General features: G+C 57.9%; 15 protein-coding genes and 3 tRNA genes. 7 read left to right on the top strand and 11 right to left on the bottom strand.

The features are described from left to right. Positions 1-24: 24 nt before the first annotated feature. Together ACZ5Q2_RS11875 and dbpA are read right to left on the bottom strand one after the other, a co-directional pair. A complete protein-coding gene (locus ACZ5Q2_RS11875; RefSeq protein ID WP_061332702.1) occupies positions 25-276 on the bottom strand; it encodes an OadG family protein in 252 nt (83 codons plus the stop codon). A gap of 223 nt (positions 277-499) precedes the next feature. Next, positions 500-1,873, bottom strand: a complete 1,374-nt coding sequence (dbpA, locus tag ACZ5Q2_RS11870; RefSeq protein ID WP_432210082.1) for an ATP-dependent RNA helicase DbpA — start codon at positions 1,871-1,873, stop codon at positions 500-502. A gap of 104 nt (positions 1,874-1,977) precedes the next feature. Between dbpA and ACZ5Q2_RS11865 the strand changes: the two genes are divergently transcribed. Next, complete coding sequence (locus ACZ5Q2_RS11865) at positions 1,978-2,514, top strand: DUF2058 domain-containing protein (protein ID WP_319634287.1); 537 nt, start codon at positions 1,978-1,980, stop codon at positions 2,512-2,514. A gap of 246 nt (positions 2,515-2,760) precedes the next feature. On the opposite strand, the gene ACZ5Q2_RS11860 is transcribed toward ACZ5Q2_RS11865, so the two are convergent. The 6 genes from ACZ5Q2_RS11860 to alaS all read right to left on the bottom strand — a co-directional run bounded on the left by ACZ5Q2_RS11860 (position 2,761) and on the right by alaS (position 7,553). Further along, positions 2,761-2,837, bottom strand: a tRNA-Arg gene (locus ACZ5Q2_RS11860). A 20-nt stretch (positions 2,838-2,857) separates the two neighbouring features. Next, positions 2,858-2,934, bottom strand: a tRNA-Arg gene (locus ACZ5Q2_RS11855). Between the two features lie 58 nt (positions 2,935-2,992). Next, a tRNA-Ser gene (locus tag ACZ5Q2_RS11850) sits at positions 2,993-3,082 on the bottom strand. Between the two features lie 125 nt (positions 3,083-3,207). After that, positions 3,208-3,405 (bottom strand): carbon storage regulator CsrA, encoded by a 198-nt coding sequence (gene csrA / locus ACZ5Q2_RS11845; protein ID WP_022989559.1) that lies wholly within the window; start codon positions 3,403-3,405, stop codon positions 3,208-3,210. A gap of 171 nt (positions 3,406-3,576) precedes the next feature. Next, positions 3,577-4,815 carry an aspartate kinase gene (locus ACZ5Q2_RS11840; protein WP_072677054.1) on the bottom strand — a complete coding sequence of 413 codons (1,239 nt, stop codon included), beginning with the start codon at positions 4,813-4,815 and terminating at the stop codon, positions 3,577-3,579. A 107-nt stretch (positions 4,816-4,922) separates the two neighbouring features. Beyond that, positions 4,923-7,553: an alanine--tRNA ligase gene (alaS, locus tag ACZ5Q2_RS11835; protein ID WP_286250349.1), complete on the bottom strand. Its 2,631-nt coding sequence runs from the start codon at positions 7,551-7,553 to the stop codon at positions 4,923-4,925. Between the two features lie 159 nt (positions 7,554-7,712). Between alaS and ACZ5Q2_RS11830 the strand changes: the two genes are divergently transcribed. Then, a complete protein-coding gene (locus ACZ5Q2_RS11830) occupies positions 7,713-8,270 on the top strand; it encodes an RDD family protein (RefSeq protein WP_319635301.1) in 558 nt (185 codons plus the stop codon). A 19-nt stretch (positions 8,271-8,289) separates the two neighbouring features. Here ACZ5Q2_RS11830 and lptG read toward each other — a convergent pair whose 3' ends face one another. Both lptG and lptF read right to left on the bottom strand, forming a co-directional pair. Beyond that, the gene (gene lptG, locus ACZ5Q2_RS11825) at positions 8,290-9,351 is read right to left on the bottom strand and encodes an LPS export ABC transporter permease LptG (RefSeq protein ID WP_432210083.1); all 1,062 of its coding nucleotides are present in this window, start codon (positions 9,349-9,351) and stop codon (positions 8,290-8,292) included. Next, positions 9,344-10,447, bottom strand: coding sequence for an LPS export ABC transporter permease LptF (lptF, locus tag ACZ5Q2_RS11820; protein ID WP_244178167.1), 1,104 nt, complete (start codon positions 10,445-10,447; stop codon positions 9,344-9,346). Before lptF ends, lptG begins: the two co-directional genes overlap by 8 nt. Positions 10,448-10,673: 226 nt before the next feature. Here lptF and ACZ5Q2_RS11815 point away from each other — a divergent pair, with 226 nt between their 5' ends. From ACZ5Q2_RS11815 to ACZ5Q2_RS11795, 5 genes are all read left to right on the top strand, one after another. Then, positions 10,674-12,164 carry a leucyl aminopeptidase gene (locus ACZ5Q2_RS11815; protein WP_152438387.1) on the top strand — a complete coding sequence of 497 codons (1,491 nt, stop codon included), beginning with the start codon at positions 10,674-10,676 and terminating at the stop codon, positions 12,162-12,164. Beyond that, entirely contained in the window at positions 12,154-12,663 is a 510-nt protein-coding gene (locus tag ACZ5Q2_RS11810; RefSeq protein WP_432210084.1) for a DNA polymerase III subunit chi, read from the top strand. Before ACZ5Q2_RS11815 ends, ACZ5Q2_RS11810 begins: the two co-directional genes overlap by 11 nt. Before the next feature lie 311 nt (positions 12,664-12,974). Then, entirely contained in the window at positions 12,975-15,827 is a 2,853-nt protein-coding gene (locus ACZ5Q2_RS11805; protein WP_432210085.1) for a valine--tRNA ligase, read from the top strand. 4 nt (positions 15,828-15,831) lie between these two features. Further along, positions 15,832-16,716, top strand: coding sequence for a ketopantoate reductase family protein (locus ACZ5Q2_RS11800; RefSeq protein ID WP_432210086.1), 885 nt, complete (start codon positions 15,832-15,834; stop codon positions 16,714-16,716). Between the two features lie 23 nt (positions 16,717-16,739). After that, on the top strand, positions 16,740-17,297 hold the full coding sequence (locus ACZ5Q2_RS11795; protein WP_061332692.1) for a cob(I)yrinic acid a,c-diamide adenosyltransferase: 558 nt from the start codon (positions 16,740-16,742) through the stop codon (positions 17,295-17,297). Positions 17,298-17,329: 32 nt separating this feature from the next. Here ACZ5Q2_RS11795 and ACZ5Q2_RS11790 read toward each other — a convergent pair whose 3' ends face one another. Continuing rightward, positions 17,330-19,360, bottom strand: coding sequence for a methyl-accepting chemotaxis protein (locus ACZ5Q2_RS11790; RefSeq protein WP_432210087.1), 2,031 nt, complete (start codon positions 19,358-19,360; stop codon positions 17,330-17,332). Between the last annotated feature and the right edge of the window lie 11 nt (positions 19,361-19,371).

Here is a 19,371-nt window from a genome sequence, read left to right as displayed (position 1 = left end):
AAAAGGTTCTAATCGTGCAACGGGTCACTTCTTGTGGCGTGCCCGGTATTGTGCAATCGCCTTCTTGATGGCCTCGGCGGTGTCAGGATCAACCGACGCGGGCGCCTTCGGCTTGGCACGTGGCGTTTTGGCCGGGGTTGCCGGCTCTGGCGGCGCAAACCGTCCAATGAGTTTGGACATGAGCAGTGTCGCGAATACCAGAACAACCAGGAACGCGAACACAAAGCCCATACCAGCAATCATCAACTCGACGGCTTGTGACATCAGCTCATTCATATCGAATAGCTACCTGTATTGATTTGTGTGATTTCCCCGCTTCGCCGCCTTCAGCCGTCAGACCAAAGTCTAATGGCTGGAACGAACAAATCGGGAGGCAAAATCCTGCGTAATTTACCGTTTTCATTGATCAGGAGCAACCTGAAGTAAACATTTCTATAGGGACTTTCCGAGCTTCCTGGCCTGATCTGACACTCACCCGACCGGTCTTCAACAACCGGAATCAAGCATAACGAACCCTGATTTTGCGGCCTTTGACCTTTCCTTTCTCAAGCCGAGCCAAAGCTTTATCTGCCCAGGCTTCATCAACGGCCACAAAACACTGGAAATCGAACAGATCTATTTTTCCCACTGCCGTACCCGGAATACCCGCATCCCCGGTCAAAGCGCCCAACACGTCGCCAGGGCGCACTTTGTCTTTTCGACCACCGGCCAGGCACAGGGTTTTCATGGCCGGGCGAACCGGGCGTAACGTTTGCGCCAGCAGGCTTTCGGAATCGCCCCAGACAACTGACGCACCCCGGGCTGATTCAAGCCGCGAGACTTTATGGCCCTGGCTGGGCGCGCACAGCGTAATCGCGTGCCCCTGTTCACCGGCACGCCCAGTTCGGCCAATGCGATGGGTGTGTACTTCCGGGTCGCGGGCAGGCTCCGCATTGATCACCAGGGGCAACGCTTTGATATCCAGACCACGAGCAGCCACGTCGGTGGCCACCATGACCGTACAGCTCTGATTGGCAAACTTCACCAGCGTGCTGTCCCGCTCCTTCTGTTCCAGATCGCCATGCAGTGACAAAGCCACGAAGCCAAGCGCCTCAAGTTCCTGCGCCATCTCGTCGCAATCCCGCTTGGTTGTGCAGAAAACCAGAGACGACACTGGCTGATAATGAGACAACAGGGCTGCAACTGCGCGAACTTTCTGGTCGGGCGATATTTCGTAGAACACCTCAGAAATACTGCTGGTAGCGTCTTCTGCCTCAATCCTGACGTCCACCGGCTCAAACTGGAAGCGCTCGCTCATGGCCCGGATCGGTTCTGGCCAGGTTGCGGAAAACAGGAGGGTTTGTCGGGCGGCCGGCGTTTGCTCAAGAATGGACAACACCACCTCTTCAAACCCCATATCCAGCATTCGGTCTGCTTCGTCCAACACCAGCGTGTTCACGCGGTCCAGGGTCAGCGTACCCTTGCGCAGGTGGTCATCAACCCTGCCCGGCGTGCCTACCACGATATGGGCGCCATGACTGAGCGAGCCGATCTGGGGCCCTATGGGAACACCCCCACAAAGCGTGAGCACTTTCACGTTGTCTTGTGCCCGCGCCAGCTCTCTCAGAGCCTTGGCCACCTGATCAGCCAGTTCCCGGGTCGGGCATAACACCAGCGCCTGCACCGCAAACTGTTTTGGCTTCAGTCGTTCCACCAACGGAATGCCGAATGCAGCCGTCTTGCCACTGCCGGTCTGCGCCATGGCAATCACATCCTTGCCGGCCAGCGCTGGTGGCAATGCCTTGACCTGTATGCCAGTCGGCCGCTCAAAACCTAACCGCTGCAGATTTGCCTGCATGGCCGGAGACAGCCCCAGTTCCTTAAAAGAAGACATAGAAAAATCCACGAGGTAAATGTTTGTGGGTTATTGCGGGAATAACGTCGGCGTATACTAGAGGTTCATAGATTGCAGTTTATCACGAATCCATGGAGTCACTGATGGCGTCTTTGCAGGACCAACTACTCAAGGCCGGACTGGCCGACGAAAAGAAAGCCAAAAGCATACGAAACGAAAAACGCAAGCAACGCAAGCAGCAACCCAAAGGTGCAGTCCAGGTGAATGAAGCCGAGGAACGCGCTCGCCAGGCCCGCCTTGAAAAGGCCGAGCGTGACCGCCAGCTGAATCTGGAACGGCAAAAGGAGGCGGAAAAGAAAGCCATTCAGGCTCAGATTCGGCAACTGATTGAAACCAACCGGCTGGACCGCAGCCGGGGCGAAACGTCTTACCAGTTTGTTGACGGAAAGAAGATCAAGAAAATTCTGGTGGATGACACCATGGTTGACCAGCTCTCCCGTGGCCGGCTTGCGATTGTGGCAATTGGAGATAACTACGAAGTGGTCCCGGACAAAGTAGCCCGCAAGATTATGGAGCGAGACGAAACCGCCGTGATTTCGATGCACGATCGCAAGCAGGATGATGCCGGAGAGGACGACCCTTACGCGGGGTATGAGATTCCGGATGATTTAATGTGGTGAAAGCAAAACGCCCCAGCTTGTGAGGTATACAAGCTGAGGCGTTCTGATCTTTATTTGGCGCGGCTGGGAGGATTATTCGGGCCTACGGCCCTTACCCCTTCGGGGCCGTCGTCGCGCTGCTCCGACGTTCCTCAGCACACTGCGTGTGCTTCGGTCGAACCTCTTTCGGTTCAAATTCTCCCAGCTATACAAAGCAAAACGCCCCAGCTTGTGAGGTATACAAGCTGAGGCGTTCTGATCTTTATTTGGCGCGGCTGGGAGGATTCGAACCTCCGACCGCCTGGTTCGTAGCCAGGTACTCTATCCAGCTGAGCTACAGCCGCTAAAAACGGGTTTGCGATAGTGGCGCGGCTGGGAGGATTCGAACCTCCGACCGCCTGGTTCGTAGCCAGGTACTCTATCCAGCTGAGCTACAGCCGCGCATCTTTCGCATTGGTTGAATGCTGCTTCAACCTGTTCTCGTTTCCCCAAAAGGAAATGGCGGAGAGGGAGGGATTCGAACCCTCGGTACGATTGCTCGTACGGTTCCTTAGCAGGGAACTGGTTTCAGCCACTCACCCACCTCTCCTTGAGAACGGGGCGTATACTACCATAATTTTTCTGTTTTCATAGGGTTGACACGAGTTTTTTCTACTCGATTTTCCCCACCATCAAAAAAGCCGCTCAGGTTTCCCGTGAGCGGCTTTTTATCGATCAACGATTGCCCGGTTCCGGCTCGTCTGAGCCTTTTTCGGACTGAATCCGCTGATAGATTTCTTCACGGTGAACCGCGACGTCTTTGGGCGCGTTAACACCGATACGTACCTGGTTCCCCTTCACTCCCAGAACGGTAACGGTAATCTCGTCGCCGATCATCAGAGTTTCGCCAACACGGCGGGTCAAAATCAACATATCCCTTTCTCCCTATTCCAAACCAACCTGTTCCGACAACAGAATGTTGTACTTATAGCTTTTATAAAGAGATCACCGATCATACTAAAGACGCAATAATACTTATACCCCTTCGCATCTCGATAGCTATTATCAATGACTCAAAAAGGCGCGCTTGCGAGCATCCTGCTGTTAAGCGCCCTCGTCCACCCCGGCCTGATCCAGCTCAAATGCACTGTGCAGTGCACGAACCGCCAGCTCGAGATACTTCTCATCGATCACCACCGAAATCTTGATTTCCGAGGTGGAGATCATCTGAATATTAATACCTTCTTTGGACAGCGCCTCAAACATTTTAGTTGCCACGCCAGCGTGCGAGCGCATGCCTACGCCCACAATGCTCACTTTTGCAATCTTGCTGTCGCCACCCACTTCGCCAGCGCCAATTTCGCTGGAGATACCACGCAGAACTTCCTGGGCCCGTTTGAAGTCGTTACGGTGGACCGTGAAGGTGAACGCGGTTTTATTATCTTCGCCCACGTTCTGCACAATCATGTCCACTTCAATATTGGCATCGCTGACCGGCTTCAGAATCCGCAGGGCGCTACCCGGAGTGTCGGGCACACCTGAAATGGTCAGTTTGGCTTCATCACGATTGAAAGCAATGCCGGAAACAACCGGTTGTTCCATGGCGTTCTCATCCTCAAAAGTAATCAGAGTGCCTTCACCTTCCTGGAAGCTGGAAAGCACTCTTAATGGAACATTGTATTTACCTGCAAATTCGACGGCGCGAATCTGGAGCACTTTCGAGCCCAGGCTGGCCATCTCGAGCATTTCTTCAAATGTAATTCGATCGAGCCGGCGAGCACTGTCTACCACCCGCGGGTCGGTTGTATAAACACCGTCCACATCCGTGTAGATCTGACACTCGTCAGCCTTCAGGGCAGCCGCCAGTGCCACCGCGGTAGTGTCTGAACCACCGCGACCGAGCGTAGTGATGTTGCCGTGCTCATCAATACCCTGGAAGCCCGCAACAACCACTACCCGGCCGGCTTCCAGATCTTCGCGCATGCGCTGCTCATCAATCTGCTTGATCCGCGCCTTGGTGTGACTGCTATCCGTCAGGATGCGCACCTGTGAGCCGGTGTAAGACCGGGCATCACAGCCACGCTTCTGCAGCGCCATAGACAACAACGCGATGGTCACCTGCTCACCGGTAGACACCAGTACGTCCATTTCCCGGGGTACCGGATCTTCCATAATGTTGTTGGCCAGGGCGATCAGCCGGTTGGTTTCTCCGCTCATGGCCGAGACCACAACCACCACATCGTGCCCGTCTTTACGGAACTGACACACTTTGTCAGCCACTGCCTCAATCCGCTCGGTTGTACCAACGGACGTACCACCAAATTTCTGAACCAACAGAGCCATGTTTTGCCAAACTCCGAACCGGGGACTCAAAGCGGAACACCGATTGCCCGCCCATCAAATAAAGCGGGCGGAATTATAAACCTCCGCCCGCGTCCAAAAACAGTTGCTTAACCGATATTTTGTTCAACCCAGGCCGGAACACCTGCCAGGGCATCCGCCAGCTTGGACGGATCGTTACCGCCACCCTGGGCCATATCCGGGCGGCCACCACCTTTACCGTCCACTTGCGCCGCCAGATGCTTCATCAGATCACCAGCTTTAATACGACCAGTGGCAGACTTGGTAACCCCGGCAACCAGGGTAACCTTGCCGTCGTCTACAGTGGCCAGAACCACCACACCTTCGCCCAGCTTATTCTTCAACTGGTCGGCGGTTTCCATCAGTGCCTTGCGGTCAGCACCTTCCAGCTCTGCCGCGACGACTTTTAGCCCGGCCACCTCTACAGCATTTCCGGCAAGATCACTGCCTGCGGAACTGGCGAGCTTGGCTTTCAGTGCATCCACGTCTTTTTCAAGCTGGCGGTTGCGGTCGAGGACCTGCTGAACCTTGTCCACTACGGTCTCACGGGTGCCTTTAACCAGGCGCGCCGTTTCGCGCAGGGTTCGTTCAGTGGCGTCCAGCCATTCCAGCGCACCAAACCCGGTCACCGCCTCAATACGGCGAACACCGGAGGAGATACCGCTTTCCGAGGTTATCCTGAACAGACCAATATCACCGGTGCGAGACACGTGAGTACCACCACAAAGCTCCACGGAATAACTATCGGTGCCCATGCTCAACACACGCACCACATCACCGTACTTCTCACCGAACAGAGCCATGGCGCCTTTCTCTTTGGCAGACTCCATGTCGGTCACGTCCACCTGAACCGGGGTATTCTCCAGAACCTGTTCGTTTACCTGACGCTCGATCTCTTTCAACTGTTCCGGGGTGACCGCTTCAAAATGGGAGAAATCGAAGCGCAGTTTGTCCGGATCTACCAGCGAGCCTTTCTGGGTGACATGCTCGCCCAGAACCTTGCGCAGTGCTGCGTGCAGCAGGTGCGTGGCGGAATGGTTGCGCTTGGTACGCTCACGGCGGGCGTGATCAATCCGGGCATCCACTTCCAGGCCTGGGAACAACTCGCCTTCGACCAATGTGCCCACGTGCAGGTGGTTGTCGCCTTCCTTGCGGGTATCGGTTACCTGGAAGCGACCACCGCTCCAGGTCAGCAGGCCGGTATCACCCACCTGGCCGCCGGATTCCGCATAGAACGGCGTTCGCTCCAGCACCACCACACACTCGTCCCCGGCCTCGGCGGTTTTCTCTTCACCGTTGACCAGAACCGTCCGGATGCGCTCATGGCCGTCAATATGATCGTAGCCGGTGAACTCGGTCTTGCCGTCAATGGTGATGCCGGCGGCGTTGTAATCGATGCCGAACTTGCTGGCCGCGCGGGCACGGTCACGCTGGGCGTCCATGGCCTTTTCGTAGCCTTCGTAGTCCAGGGTCAGGCCACGCTCACGGGCGATGTCGTTGGTCAGGTCCACCGGGAAGCCGTAGGTGTCATACAGGGTAAACACGGTTTCACCAGGAATTTCCGTACCCTTCAGTTCGGCGATGTCCTGCTCCAGCAGACGCAACCCCTTGTCCAGGGTCTTGGCGAATTGCTCTTCTTCCTGCAACAGCACCTTTTCGATCTGTTTGCGGCTGCTGACCAGTTGTGGGTAGGCCTCGCCCATCAATTCCACCAGGGCGCCGGTCAGTTTGTAGAAGAACGGCTGGGTTGCGCCCAGCTTGTTACCGTGACGGGCTGCACGGCGGATGATTCGGCGCAGTACAAAGCCACGACCTTCGTTTGAGGGCATCACACCATCGGCAATCAGGAAAGCGCAGGAGCGAATGTGGTCTGCCACCACCCGCAGCGACGCTTCGGTGGTCGCCGCACCGCCCAGAATTTCAGATGCAGCCTTCAGCAGATCCTGGAACAGGTCAATCTCATAGTTGCTGTGAACGCCCTGCAGCACAGCCGCAATCCGCTCCAGCCCCATGCCGGTATCCACGGAAGGCTTGGGCAGGTTCAGCATCTCGCCATCGGCGGTGCGGTTATACTGCATGAACACCACGTTCCAGATCTCGATGTAGCGGTCGCCGTCTTCTTCCGGGCTGCCGGGAGGTCCGCCAGCCACATCCGGGCCGTGGTCGTAGAAAATCTCGGTACAGGGGCCGCAGGGGCCGGTGTCGCCCATCTGCCAGAAGTTATCGGAAGCGTAGCGGCCGCCTTTGTTGTCGCCGATGCGAATAATCCGTTCAGCCGGAACGCCAACCTCTTTGTTCCAGATATCAAAGGCTTCGTCGTCTTCCGCGTACACGGTTACCCAGAGCTTTTCCTCGGGCAGGTTCAGGTGCTGCTCACCGGTCAGGAAGGTCCAGGCAAAATTAATGGCTTCGCGCTTGAAGTAATCGCCAAAGCTGAAGTTACCCAGCATTTCGAAGAACGTGTGGTGGCGAGCGGTGTAGCCAACGTTTTCCAGGTCGTTGTGTTTACCACCGGCGCGCACGCACTTCTGGGAAGATGTCGCCCGGGTGTAGTCGCGTTCTTCCCGGCCAAGGAAGGCATCCTTGAACTGGTTCATACCAGCGTTGGTAAACAGCAGTGTGGGATCGTCTGCCGGCACCAGCGAACTGCTCGGCACAATGGTGTGACCCTGCTGCTTGAAATATTCCAGAAACGCCTGTCGCAACTCTGCGGTTTTCATAGACCTTTGATACCTTTCGACCTTTAACACCTTGCCTGAAACCCGCCGGAATAGCCGGCAAGTCCGCGATTGAAATACGAATACTTACATGCGTGTGCAAATCCGCTACTCTAGCACACGCCGAGAACAGGAAAAACGTGAAACCTCACAGGAGACTCCATGCCCCGACGCTTTCATAACGCCGAGGAACTTTTACCGCCAGCCACCGCACTGAAGCGCGCCCTGGCCATTATCTACGATGGATTGATCAGTATTGCCGTGCTGCTGGTAGCCACCTGGGCTTACACCATGATTGCAGGCTGGATTACCGGCTGGGAACAGTACGAACAGATGGCGGAAGCCGGCGAACTCGAGGGCGGCCCGGGCCTCACCTTCACCCTGTTCCTGGTGCTCTACCTGTTCTTCGCCTATTTCTGGACCCGTATCGGCCAAACCCTGGGCATGCAGGTATGGCGCATTCGAATCGAGAACCTGGATGGCACGTCCGTCAGTTGGACCCAGGCCCTGCTCCGCTATGGCAGCGCAGCGGCAGTCATCGTGTTGACCATGATTGCCGCCTACTACGTCGGCTCCCTGACGCTCCTGCTCACCGTGCCCGCTGTGATCGCCCTGTTCTACCCGATCAACGGCTTGTCGCTGACCGATCGCGCATCCAACAGCGTGGTTGTAGCCGTGCCCGCACCGGACAAATCAAAAACCGCCAAAACCAAAAAGTAATGCGCCCGGGCCGGCCATCTCAGCCGGCCCGCCGCATCAACACAGCCCCCACCAAAGCGTTCACCAGAATCGGCACCAGCACCGCCAAGAGCGGATTAAACCCGTATACCATGCTCATGGGCCCCAATAAATCCTGCATGTACTTGAACAACAGGCCCACCAGCAGGCCGGTGAACACGCGGAACCCCATGGTTACAGAGCGCAACGGGCCAAAGATGAAGGAAATGGCCACCAAGACCATCACCGCCGTACCCAACGGCATCAACGCCTTTTTCCAGAATGCGAGCCAATAACGGGCCGCCGTCAGCCCCTGTTCGCCCAGATAGGTGGCGTAGGTGTAGAGGCCGGCCATGGAAAGGTTTTCTGGTTTAACGATCAACACACTCAGCACTTCCGGTGACAGCCCGGTCTCCCAGCGCAAGGCGGCATGCTCATTGCGCAGGGTGCGTTCGTCCTCAATGCGAGTGGACACCACCTTCTCCAGCAGCCAGTGATCACCCTGGAAAATCGCTCTTTCAGCAAAGCTGGACACCTCCAGCTGCCGGTCGTCTCCAAAACGGAACAAAGATACGCCATGCAATACGCCGTTTGGCTGAACGGCATTCAGATGCATGAACGTGTTCCCTTCCCGATGCCAGACACCGTGGGCCGACGCAACATTCCTGCTCGCCCCCAGGGCCACCGCTTTGTCGCTCTGCGCCATGCGCTCCGTGGTCGGCGCAACGTATTCACCGATGGCCAACCCCAACACAACAACCACCAGGGCCGGCTTCATCGCCGACCAGACAATCCGGCGAATGGAAACGCCGGCAGCCCGGATAACCGTCAGCTCCGAAGAGCTGGCCATGGCACCTAACCCAACCAGGCACCCCATGAAAGCACCCAGCGGCAGGTAATCGTATATTCGCCTTGGCAAGGTCAGAAATACATACCAGAGCGCCTGCAGGGTCTGGTAATCGTTGCGGGTGTCGTCCAGCTCGGCAATAAAGGCGAAAATCACATCCAGTGACAGCACCACCATCATCACCAGGAACATCGCACCACCCACGGTGCGCATGACGTAACCATCGATTCTACGCATGGGCACGGGCCTCCTTTTCCAGGCGCCGCTTATAAAGCCAGGCAGGACCAAACTGCAACCAAAGCCCGAGCGCCAGGAAAATCACATGCACCCACAACATGCCTATCCACTCCGGCACCTTGCCATCCGCCAGGGCATCCCGCGCTACAATCAGCAACCCGAGGTAGGTGATGTAAACCAGCATCGCCGGTAGTAGATGGAAGAAACGGCCCTGGCGCGGGTTAACCCGACTAAGACGGACCGCCAGCAGGGTCACGATCGGCACAATCAACGGTAGCGAAAAACGCCAATGTAGCAGAGCCCGGTCCTCCGGTTTATCCGATTGCCAGAGCGCCCTGGTGCTGATGCCCTCCTCGAGCTCCCGGTTACCTGCTTCTCCACCCATGATCTTAAGGCCATAGGCTTCGAACCGGGTAACATTGTAATCAAGCCTGCCAGGTTGCCCCTGAAACCGCCCACCGTTCTCCAGAATCAGGAACCGGCTACCGGTTTCCTGATCGATCAACTGGGAACCAGACTCGGCGGTGATCAGGGTCACGCCTTGCCCGTTACGATCATACTCGGCGATGAATACTCCCTGGAGCTGCCGCTTATCTTCGCTCAGGGCCTCGGTGTAGGTAACCCGGCTACCAGACGTAAAATCCTGAAATCGCCCCGGCGCCAGCATCTCGAACTCTGTGGCGGTGCGCGCTTCGTTGAAGATAGCCTCCACCTGCTTCATACCCCACGGCGACACATACAGGCTCATGCTGGCCACAACCAGCATCACCGGTACACAGCCAATCAGGGTTTTCGCCAGCAACTGCCTGTCGCTGACACCACAGGCGAACAACACCGTCATTTCGCTTTCAAGGTACATCCGCCCGTAGGCCAGCAGGATGCCGATAAACAGCCCCAGAGGCAGAATCAGCTCCAGGAATCCCGGAAAGCGGTAGGCCATGATGGAAAACAGAACGCCGGCGGGAATCTCGCCTTCTGCGGCATTGCCCAGGTACTTGATAAAGCGACCACTCATAAACACCAGCAACAGGATGCCGGAAACGGCAACCATGCTGACCATGATCTGGCGAATGAGGTAACGGAAAACGATGTTCAAATCAGTCTCTCTGGCAGCGCCGAAGCGTGAGATGGTCGATAACGGAAACTGCGGGTATTCTATGTAACCTTGGCGATGAATGACAGTATAAGCCTGATACGATAAAGCCATCGTAACGATACAAGCCTGCCGCTTGATTAATCGAGCTTTTGCCCCAATCCTATGGGCATCGGATGAACAACGCCTACCACATTCAACAAAGCACAACCTGACAACGGGAGTTGCCATGAATTTCAGCCTGAGCAGCAAAGCCATCACCGCCACCAAAACCGATTGCCTGGTTATCGCGGTGCCTGAGAAGGGCGAGTGGCCGGAAACCACAAAAGCAGCAGACGAAGCACTGGGAGGGCTGATCAAGCAACTTGAAAAAGCGGGCGACCTGACTGGCAAAAACGCGTCTGTGAACACCCTGCCCCTGGTCGACCAACCATGGCAGCGCGTGGTTGTGGTCGGCACCGGCAAAGACAGCGACCGCACGCCAGCCAACTTTCGCAAGGCACTGATCGCCATGATGGGCGCCCTGAAAGACGGCCCGTCCAAGAGCGCACTGATCTGCCTGGCCGACACCAGCCTGCAGGGTGAGGACGCCGTCAGCTCCGAAGAAGCCCGCCTGAACCTGATCGGGCGTATTCTGGAAGACCAGCTCTACACCTTCACCGAATTCAAGAGTGAAAAGCCAGCTGCCCGTAAACTCAAGAAGGTGGTGGTGCAGGCTTCCGGTTCCGCCAAAGCCTTGAAAGACGCCTTCAACCAAGGCCTGGCGACCGGGCGCGGCATGAATTACACCAAAGATCTGGGCAACACCCCGCCCAACATCTGCCACCCGGTCTGGCTCGCCGAGCAGGCCAAGAACATGGCCAAGGAATACGACTGCATCAAGACCGAAGTGCTTGATGAAAAGCAGATGGAAAAGCTGGGCATGAACACCATCCTTGCGGTGGGCAAAGGCTCCAAACAGCCCCCGCGCCTGATCGTGATGGAATACCGGGGCGGCAAAGCCAAAGACAAACCCTACGTATTGGTGGGTAAAGGCATCACCTTCGATACCGGCGGCATCAGCCTTAAGCCCGGCGAAGGCATGGATGAAATGAAATACGACATGGGCGGCTCCGCCAGCGTGTTCGGCACCATGAAAGTGCTGGCCGAAACCAAGCCCAAAATCAACGTGGTTGCCGTAATCGCCGCTGCCGAAAACATGCCTGACGGCGGCGCCTCCCGCCCCGGCGACATTGTCACCACCCTGAGCGGCATGACCGTTGAAATCCTCAACACCGACGCCGAAGGCCGACTGGTGCTGTGCGACGCCCTCACCTACGTGAAAAAATTCGACCCGGAAGCCGTGGTCGACATGGCCACCCTCACCGGCGCCTGTATCATTGCTTTGGGTAACCAGGCCACCGGCCTGCTGTCCAATAACGACGAACTGGCACACGAACTGCTGGCCGCTGGCGAACGCACCGGCGACCGCGCCTGGCGCCTGCCGCTGTGGGACGAATACCAGAGCCAACTCGACAGCAACTTCGCCGACATGGCTAACATCGGCGGCCGCCCCGCTGGTACCATCACCGCGGCCTGCTTCCTGAGCCGCTTCGCCAAAGACTACCGCTGGGCCCACCTGGACATCGCCGGCACCGCCTGGAACTCTGGCAAAGCCAAAGGCGCCACCGGCCGCCCGGTCCCCCTGCTTGTCGACTACCTGATGACCCATGCAGGATAACCAGCCAAACCCACCGGAACCCGGCAGCCCCACTGCCGGCCCCTCCGGCCGGGACGACCAGAACCAGCGCTACTGGTTCCACATCCTCGCCCAGAACACCCCAGCCGCCCGCAACCTCCACGCAGCCAAACTCGTGGACAAAGCCTGGCAGCAGGGCGACCGCGTGTGCATCCTCTGCGACACCGAAGACCAGGCCAAAGAACTCGACGACCTGCTGTGGAACATCGCCCCCGATGCCTTCATCCCTCACAGCATCGCCCAAGACCCAACCACGCCCTGCCCCGACCCCGTCGGCATCCTCCTCTACCCACCGGCCGCTGTAGACTGGGATACCGTTATCGTCCTGTCCTCAACACTGCCCGACGATGCCGACCAGTACCGCCGGCTGGCTCTAGTCGCCCACAACGACCCGGCCGTGTTGAACCAGGCTCGGGGGCACTACAAGCAACTCAGGGCTATGGGAATTGAGGCTCGGGTGCACGACATGCGAAAGCGTTAATTTTTTTATTAGCCACGGACACTCACGGACTTACACGGACAAAAAGCTCACCGGCGGAAAGCACCAATTCCGATCTGTGGGGTTGGGGGTCGGCTTTCCAAAAATCTCGTAGGCCATGGATGGCCGAAGCGAAGCGTCACAAGGATGTGCCGCCAGGAGCGTTTTTTGGAAAGCCGACCCCCAACCCCACACGGCACTATACCAGCAGGCTACGTTTCACAGAGGTTCGCCGCATCAACAGCGACCATGTATAATCGCCCAATTCAGAATTTCCCTATGTGAATCAACCAAAACGGTCACTGCATAATCCCATGGAAAAAACCTACCAGCCAGAAAACATCGAGCGCCAGTGGTACGAAAACTGGGAATCCAAAGGCTATTTCCGCCCCAGCGGCGAAGGCGATTCCTACAGCATCGCCATCCCGCCACCCAACGTGACCGGCAGCCTGCACATGGGCCATGCGTTCCAGCACACCATCATGGACACCCTCACCCGCTTCAAACGCATGCAGGGCCGTAACGCACTGTGGACCGTCGGCACCGACCACGCCGGCATCGCCACCCAGATGGTTGTCGAGCGCAAACTGGCCGCAGAAGAAGATAAAACCCGCCACGACCTGGGCCGGGAAGAATTCATCAAGCGCATCTGGGACTGGAAAGAACACTCCGGCGGCACCATCACCCGCCAGATCCGCCGCCTCGGCAACTCCGTCGACTGGGACAACGAACGCTTCACCATGGACGACGGCTTCTACAAAGCCGTGCAGGAAGTGTTTATCCGCCTGTACGACGAAGGCCTGGTGTACCGCGGCAAACGGCTGGTGAATTGGGACCCGAAACTGCACACCGCCATCTCCGACCTTGAAGTAGAGAACAAGGAAGAAAAAGGCTACTTCTGGCACCTGCGCTACCCACTGGCTGACGGCCAGAAAACCCAGGACGGCAAAGACTACGTGATCGTGGCCACCACGCGCCCGGAAACCATGCTGGGCGACACCGCCGTGGCCGTCCACCCGGACGACGAACGCTACCAGCACCTGATCGGCCAGCACGTACTGTTGCCGCTGGTAAACCGCCGCATCCCCATCGTGGCCGACCACCACGCGGACCCGGAAAAAGGCTCCGGCTGCGTGAAGATCACCCCGGCCCACGACTTCAACGACTACGCCGTAGGCAAGCGCAACAACCTGCCAATGATCAACGTCCTGACCCAGGATGCGAACATCCGCGATGTGGCCGAAGTCTTCAATGCCGACGGCACCGAGAATTCCGAAATCAACAGCGCCCTGCCGGCCGCCTACGCCGGCCTCAGCCGGGAAGCGGCCCGCAAGCAGATTGTCGCCGACATGGAACTGGCGGGCCTGGTCGAGAAGATCGAAGACCACGTACTGAGCGTGCCCCGCGGCGATCGCTCCGGCCTGATCATTGAACCGATGCTGACCGACCAGTGGTTTGCCGATGCCAAGACCCTGGCCAAACCGGCTATTGAAGCGGTGGAAGATGGCCGCATCCAGTTCGTGCCCAAACAGTACGAAAACATGTACTTCGCCTGGATGCGCGACATCCAGGACTGGTGTATCTCCCGTCAGCTCTGGTGGGGCCACCGGATTCCGGCCTGGTATGACGCCGACGGCAATATTTACGTAGGCCGGAGCGAGGCTGAGGTGCGCAGCAAGCACCAGCTTTCGGACACACTGGAACTCAAGCAGGACGACGATGTACTCGACACCTGGTTTAGCTCCGCCCTGTGGACTTTCGGCACCCTGGGCTGGCCGGAAATCACCGAACGCCTGAAAACCTTCCACCCCACCGACGTGCTGGTGACCGGTTTCGACATCATCTTCTTCTGGGTTGCCCGGATGATCATGATGACCATGCACTTCATGAAGAACGAAGACGGCACCCCACAGGTACCCTTTAAAACCGTTTACGTGACCGGCCTGATCCGGGACGAGCACGGCGACAAGATGTCCAAGTCCAAGGGCAACGTGATCGACCCGCTGGATATGATCGACGGCATTAGCCTGCCGGATCTGCTGGAAAAACGTACCGGCAACCTGATGCAGCCGAAGCTGGCCGAGAAAATCGGCAAGCGCACCGAGAAGGAATTCCCGGAAGGCATCGCTGCCCACGGCACCGACGCCCTGCGCTTTACCCTGGCGGCCATGGCCACCACCGGCCGAGACATCAACTGGGACATGAAGCGCCTGGAAGGCTACCGCAACTTCTGTAACAAGCTGTGGAACGCTGCCCGCTACGTACTGATGAACACCGAAGGCGAAGACTGCGGCGTGAACGACGAGCCGGTGGAGCTGTCCCTGGCCGACCGCTGGATCATCAGCCAGCTGCAGCACTGCGAGCAGGAAGTGATCCGCCACCTGGACCAGTACCGCTTCGACCTGGCCGCCTACGCCCTGTACGAGTTCATCTGGAACGAATACTGTGACTGGTACCTGGAACTGTCCAAGCCGGCCCTGAGCGACGACAAAGCCAGTGCCGAGGCCAAGCGCGGCACCCGCCGCACCCTCGTTCGCGTGCTGGAAGCTGTACTGCGCCTGGCACACCCGATGATGCCGTTCATCACCGAGGAAATCTGGCAGCGCATTGCCCCGCTGGCCGGCAAGCAGGGCGACAGCATCATGCTGCAGCCGTACCCGCAGCCGGATACCAGCAAGCAGGATGCCGCCGTGGCCGCCGATATCGAATGGCTCAAAGGCGTGATCGTGGCCGTACGCAACATCCGTGGCGAGATGAACATCTCCCCGGCCAAACAGGTTCCGGTGCTGCTGAAAGGCGGCAATGCTGATGATGAACGCCGCCTGAACGACAACCGCCAATTCCTGATGTCCCTGGCCAAGCTGGAGAAACTGGAATGGTTTGAAGGCGACAAGGCCCCCATGAGCGCCACCCAGCTGGTGGGCGAAATGGAAGTGCTGGTGCCCATGGCCGGCCTGATTGACAAGGATGCCGAACTCAAGCGCCTGGACAAGGAACTGGAACGCCTGACCAAGGAAATCGGCCGCCTGGAAGGCAAGCTGAATAACGAGAAGTTTACCGCCAAGGCCCCGGCTGACGTGGTCGAGAAAGAGCAGGAGAAGCTGAAGGATGCGCAAGGCAGCCTGCAACGGCTCAGCGCACAACGGGCTGAAATCGAGGCCATGTAAGGCCATGATTGCCATCGTCGGCGCCGGCTCTCTGGGCCGGCTCTGGGCCGCAACGCTACCTGCCGGGCAGGTAGCGTTTGTGCCCCGCCCGGGCCAGGCGCCCGAACCCGCCCGCTACCGTTTTCAACCCCTCGTAGGCGAATCCTTCAGCGTCACTGTTCCCTGGCTGCAGCGCGGTCAGTCACCTGAATTGTTGTTGGTGACCACCAAAGCCGGCGATACCCTCAAAGCCCTCAAAGCTGCCCTGCCCTCTATTGCCAGTTCGACACCCATCGTGTTGTTCCAGAACGGCCTGGGCAGCCAACAGCAGGTTGCCGCAACCTGGCCGCAACGCCCGGTGCTGGCCGCCTCCACCACCGAAGGCGCCAACCGGCCCGAGCAGGGCCTGGCCGTTCACGCGGGCCGCGGCGACACCTGGGTAGGCGCACTGAACTCGGTCGGACAACCCCTGGTGAACCGGGTTGCGCAGCAGCTTGCCGAAAGCCGCCTTGAGGTTCACCCTGAACAGGACATACTTGGCCGACTCTGGCAGAAACTGGTAATCAACGCCGGTATCAACGCCTTTACTGCCATTCTGGATTGCCCCAACGGCGAGATACTGAAGCAGCCGTTCTACCAGCAATGGATTGATCCCTTGTGCGAAGAAATCAGCCGCCTGCTGGGCGCCGCAGGGCAACCGAATCAAGCCCCGGAAGCCCTGCGCGACGGCATTGAGGCGGTCGCCCGCAGAACCGCCACCAACACCTCCTCCATGCGCGCGGATGTGCTGGCAGGGCGCCCCACGGAAATCGACTTCATCAACGGTTACCTGGCCAGGCTTGGCCAACTGCACGGCATTGCAACACCGGTGAACCAAATGCTCACCGAACGGGTACAACAACTGAACTGATCACTTATTCAGGGAGCAAACACATGGGCAACCGCCTGTCGAAAATCTACACTCGCACCGGTGACGACGGCTCTACCGGGCTGGCCGATGGCAACCGCATCGCCAAGAATGCCCAGCGCGTGGAAGCCATGGGCATGGCGGATGAACTCAACTGCCACATCGGAGTGTTGATTGAAACGCTACCAGCCGGTGACGGCCTGATCGAGACGTTCCGGCGGATTCAGCACCACCTGTTTGATCTTGGCGGCGAGTTCGCAATTCCTGGCAGCAAGGTCATCAGCGACGACCACATTGATTGGCTGGAACAGACCCTGGATGAGCATAATGCCGACTTGCCGCCATTGAAGAACTTCATTCTGCCCGGAGGTTGCCCTGCCGCCGCACAATGCCATCTGGCCCGGGCCGTTTGCCGTCGCGCAGAGCGCGTGGTGGTAGCGCTGGGTCACGAAGATTCCATCAATACTGCGTCCCGCCACTATCTGAACCGGCTGTCTGACCTGCTGTTTGTCATTGCCCGCGTGCTGGCCCGCCGGGATGGCAGCCAGGAAATTCTCTGGGAACAAAAAAAATCCGGCCTCTGAGGGCCGGATTTTTCTCATCAAAGGCACCTGCCTTATACCTTGAACGCCTCTACCAGCCGCTGAAGCGATGCCGTCAGCTCAGACATCTGGCGGGACGACGCCAGAGTCTCCTCGGCGTTGGAAGCGGTGCTCTGCCCCAACTCGCCGATACGCTCCACGTTGGCGTTGACGTTCTTGGCCACCGCAGACTGCTCTTCTGCAGCCTGGGCAATCTGGTGGCTCATATCCACAATCTCAGAGATGCCCGAAGCAATGCGGTCCAGCGCCTCTGTCACCTCACCGGATTTCTGAACCGTTTGCTCCGTGGCATCGTGGCTGGAGGTCATGGCAGAAACCGCCTCTTTAACACCACCCTGCAGCCGCGAGATCATACCCTCAATCTCTTCAGTCGATTTGTGGGTGCGCTGAGACAGTGAACGCACCTCATCAGCCACCACCGCAAAACCCCGACCCTGTTCACCGGCCCGGGCCGCTTCAATGGCCGCGTTCAGTGCCAAGAGGTTGGTCTGCTCGGCTATGGCCTTGATCTCGACCAATACCTGGCTGATGTTGTCGCTGTCTGAACTGACCCTGTTTATCACCGCTACCGCACCAGCGATTTCTTCCGCAAGACGGTTAATAGTTTGCACGGTAGCCGCCACAACCTGTCGGCCCGTCTCGGTATCACGCTCTGCGCTACCGGCGCTGTCCGCTACCCGATGGGCACTCTCAGTCACCTCGTTGACCGCCTCCACCATCTGCCCCATGGCTTCGTTTATCTGGCCGGTCTCTTCCATCTGGCGGGCAACCGCTTCACTGTTGGCTGCTGCAGTCTCATTAACCCTCACCGCCTGACTGTCAACATCATTCGTGGTCCCGCTGACAGAGCGGATCAGTTCGGCAATCCGGTCCGTCATATTATTGAATTCGGTGGTCAGCTCGCCCAGCTCATCACGATTGTTAAGCTGGATGTGCGCCGTCATATCACCAGCGGCGACGCTGCGAGCCGCCTCACTAAACCGGTTGATGGCGGTTCTTACTGACATAAAGAAGCCGATGTAGAGGTACACCACAAGAAGCATCACGCCGATCAGAGCCCCTACAATCAACCTGCGCTGGCCGGTCTCCCGCTGCAGTCGCTGTTCAAGGTTGCCAGAAACCACATTGAAAATGCTGTCATTGAGTGAATCGTAGTAGTCCAGCTGGGAGGATACGGTGGCGTCAAATTCCTGCCAGGGCTGTTCCAGGCGCATCGGGGTGATGATGTTCAGGTCCAGTTGCTCGCGCAGCGCCATCAGGCTTTCATCGACCCGCGTCACAGCGCCGCCGGCCCTGCTTGACAGCTTGGGAGAGGTTTCAACCGCAACCGACAAGGCAGGCGACAACAGGGAGCTGCGGTTGGTCAGCTGGTCATAGATTTCATTCAAAATCTCGCTCAGGTTATAACCCACCTGGCCATCCACCAAGGCAAAGATACCGTAAGATCGGGCCCTGCCAACAACGGTCCTCGCCTCAGGCAGCGCATTACGCACCAGCCCAAGCAGCAACAGATTTTCCCGCGAGGCGTCTTGTCCAAGTCCCGAAATTTCAATCGTAGCCGGCAACAGGGCCAGCACCTTCTGAACAAACTCGTGGTAATACTTGAACTGAGGGTCTATGTTGCCCTGGTAGTTGTCGTCCTGCTTCAGTTGCTCCCACTCCGCCTGCAAGGCCAGAACCTGATCCTTCCAGGAACCAGAGGAATCGAACGAGCGGTTGTGCCCAGCAAGGTCTGAAAGCAGGCCATCCATCTTCTCGGCAGCCTCACCTGCCCTGCCCAGGAGTTCGCCTTCATCCTTGAGCACACCCGGCGCCTGGTAGTCGCGGTAAGCCATAGACGAAGACAACAGCTGGTCTACCTTGCGAAGTTCGGCAAGGCCCTCGATACCGCGAGTCATGGTTTGAACGGATTGATTGAGGCTGGAAATAACCAACCACGACAGGACAATGATCGGGCCCAGGAACAAGATGCTGATTAGGCTGAACTTGTAGACCATGGGCAACCGATTCATCAGGCTAACAGCTGGATTGATCAAATATTTCACGGCGCCCTCTC

The sequence above is a fragment of the Marinobacter alkaliphilus genome, from assembly GCF_055394375.1.
The sequence above is the reverse complement of the archived record's forward strand: the minus strand, read 5'-3'. Positions and strand labels throughout refer to the sequence as shown.

What these genes read in the sequence shown, in the direction of transcription:
- ACZ5Q2_RS11815 (WP_152438387.1), top strand. Translation starts at nt 10,674, where the DNA reads ATGAATTTCAGCCTGAGCAGCAAAGCCATCACCGCCACCAAAACCGAT.
- ACZ5Q2_RS11805 (WP_432210085.1), top strand. Translation starts at nt 12,975, where the DNA reads ATGGAAAAAACCTACCAGCCAGAAAACATCGAGCGCCAGTGGTACGAA.
- ACZ5Q2_RS11795 (WP_061332692.1), top strand. Translation starts at nt 16,740, where the DNA reads ATGGGCAACCGCCTGTCGAAAATCTACACTCGCACCGGTGACGACGGC.
- ACZ5Q2_RS11865 (WP_319634287.1), top strand. Translation starts at nt 1,978, where the DNA reads ATGGCGTCTTTGCAGGACCAACTACTCAAGGCCGGACTGGCCGACGAA.
- dbpA (WP_432210082.1), bottom strand. Translation starts at nt 1,873, where the DNA reads ATGTCTTCTTTTAAGGAACTGGGGCTGTCTCCGGCCATGCAGGCAAAT.
- ACZ5Q2_RS11800 (WP_432210086.1), top strand. Translation starts at nt 15,832, where the DNA reads ATGATTGCCATCGTCGGCGCCGGCTCTCTGGGCCGGCTCTGGGCCGCA.
- lptG (WP_432210083.1), bottom strand. Translation starts at nt 9,351, where the DNA reads ATGCGTAGAATCGATGGTTACGTCATGCGCACCGTGGGTGGTGCGATG.
- ACZ5Q2_RS11875 (WP_061332702.1), bottom strand. Translation starts at nt 276, where the DNA reads ATGAATGAGCTGATGTCACAAGCCGTCGAGTTGATGATTGCTGGTATG.
- csrA (WP_022989559.1), bottom strand. Translation starts at nt 3,405, where the DNA reads ATGTTGATTTTGACCCGCCGTGTTGGCGAAACTCTGATGATCGGCGAC.
- ACZ5Q2_RS11840 (WP_072677054.1), bottom strand. Translation starts at nt 4,815, where the DNA reads ATGGCTCTGTTGGTTCAGAAATTTGGTGGTACGTCCGTTGGTACAACC.
- ACZ5Q2_RS11830 (WP_319635301.1), top strand. Translation starts at nt 7,713, where the DNA reads ATGCCCCGACGCTTTCATAACGCCGAGGAACTTTTACCGCCAGCCACC.
- alaS (WP_286250349.1), bottom strand. Translation starts at nt 7,553, where the DNA reads ATGAAAACCGCAGAGTTGCGACAGGCGTTTCTGGAATATTTCAAGCAG.
- ACZ5Q2_RS11810 (WP_432210084.1), top strand. Translation starts at nt 12,154, where the DNA reads ATGCAGGATAACCAGCCAAACCCACCGGAACCCGGCAGCCCCACTGCC.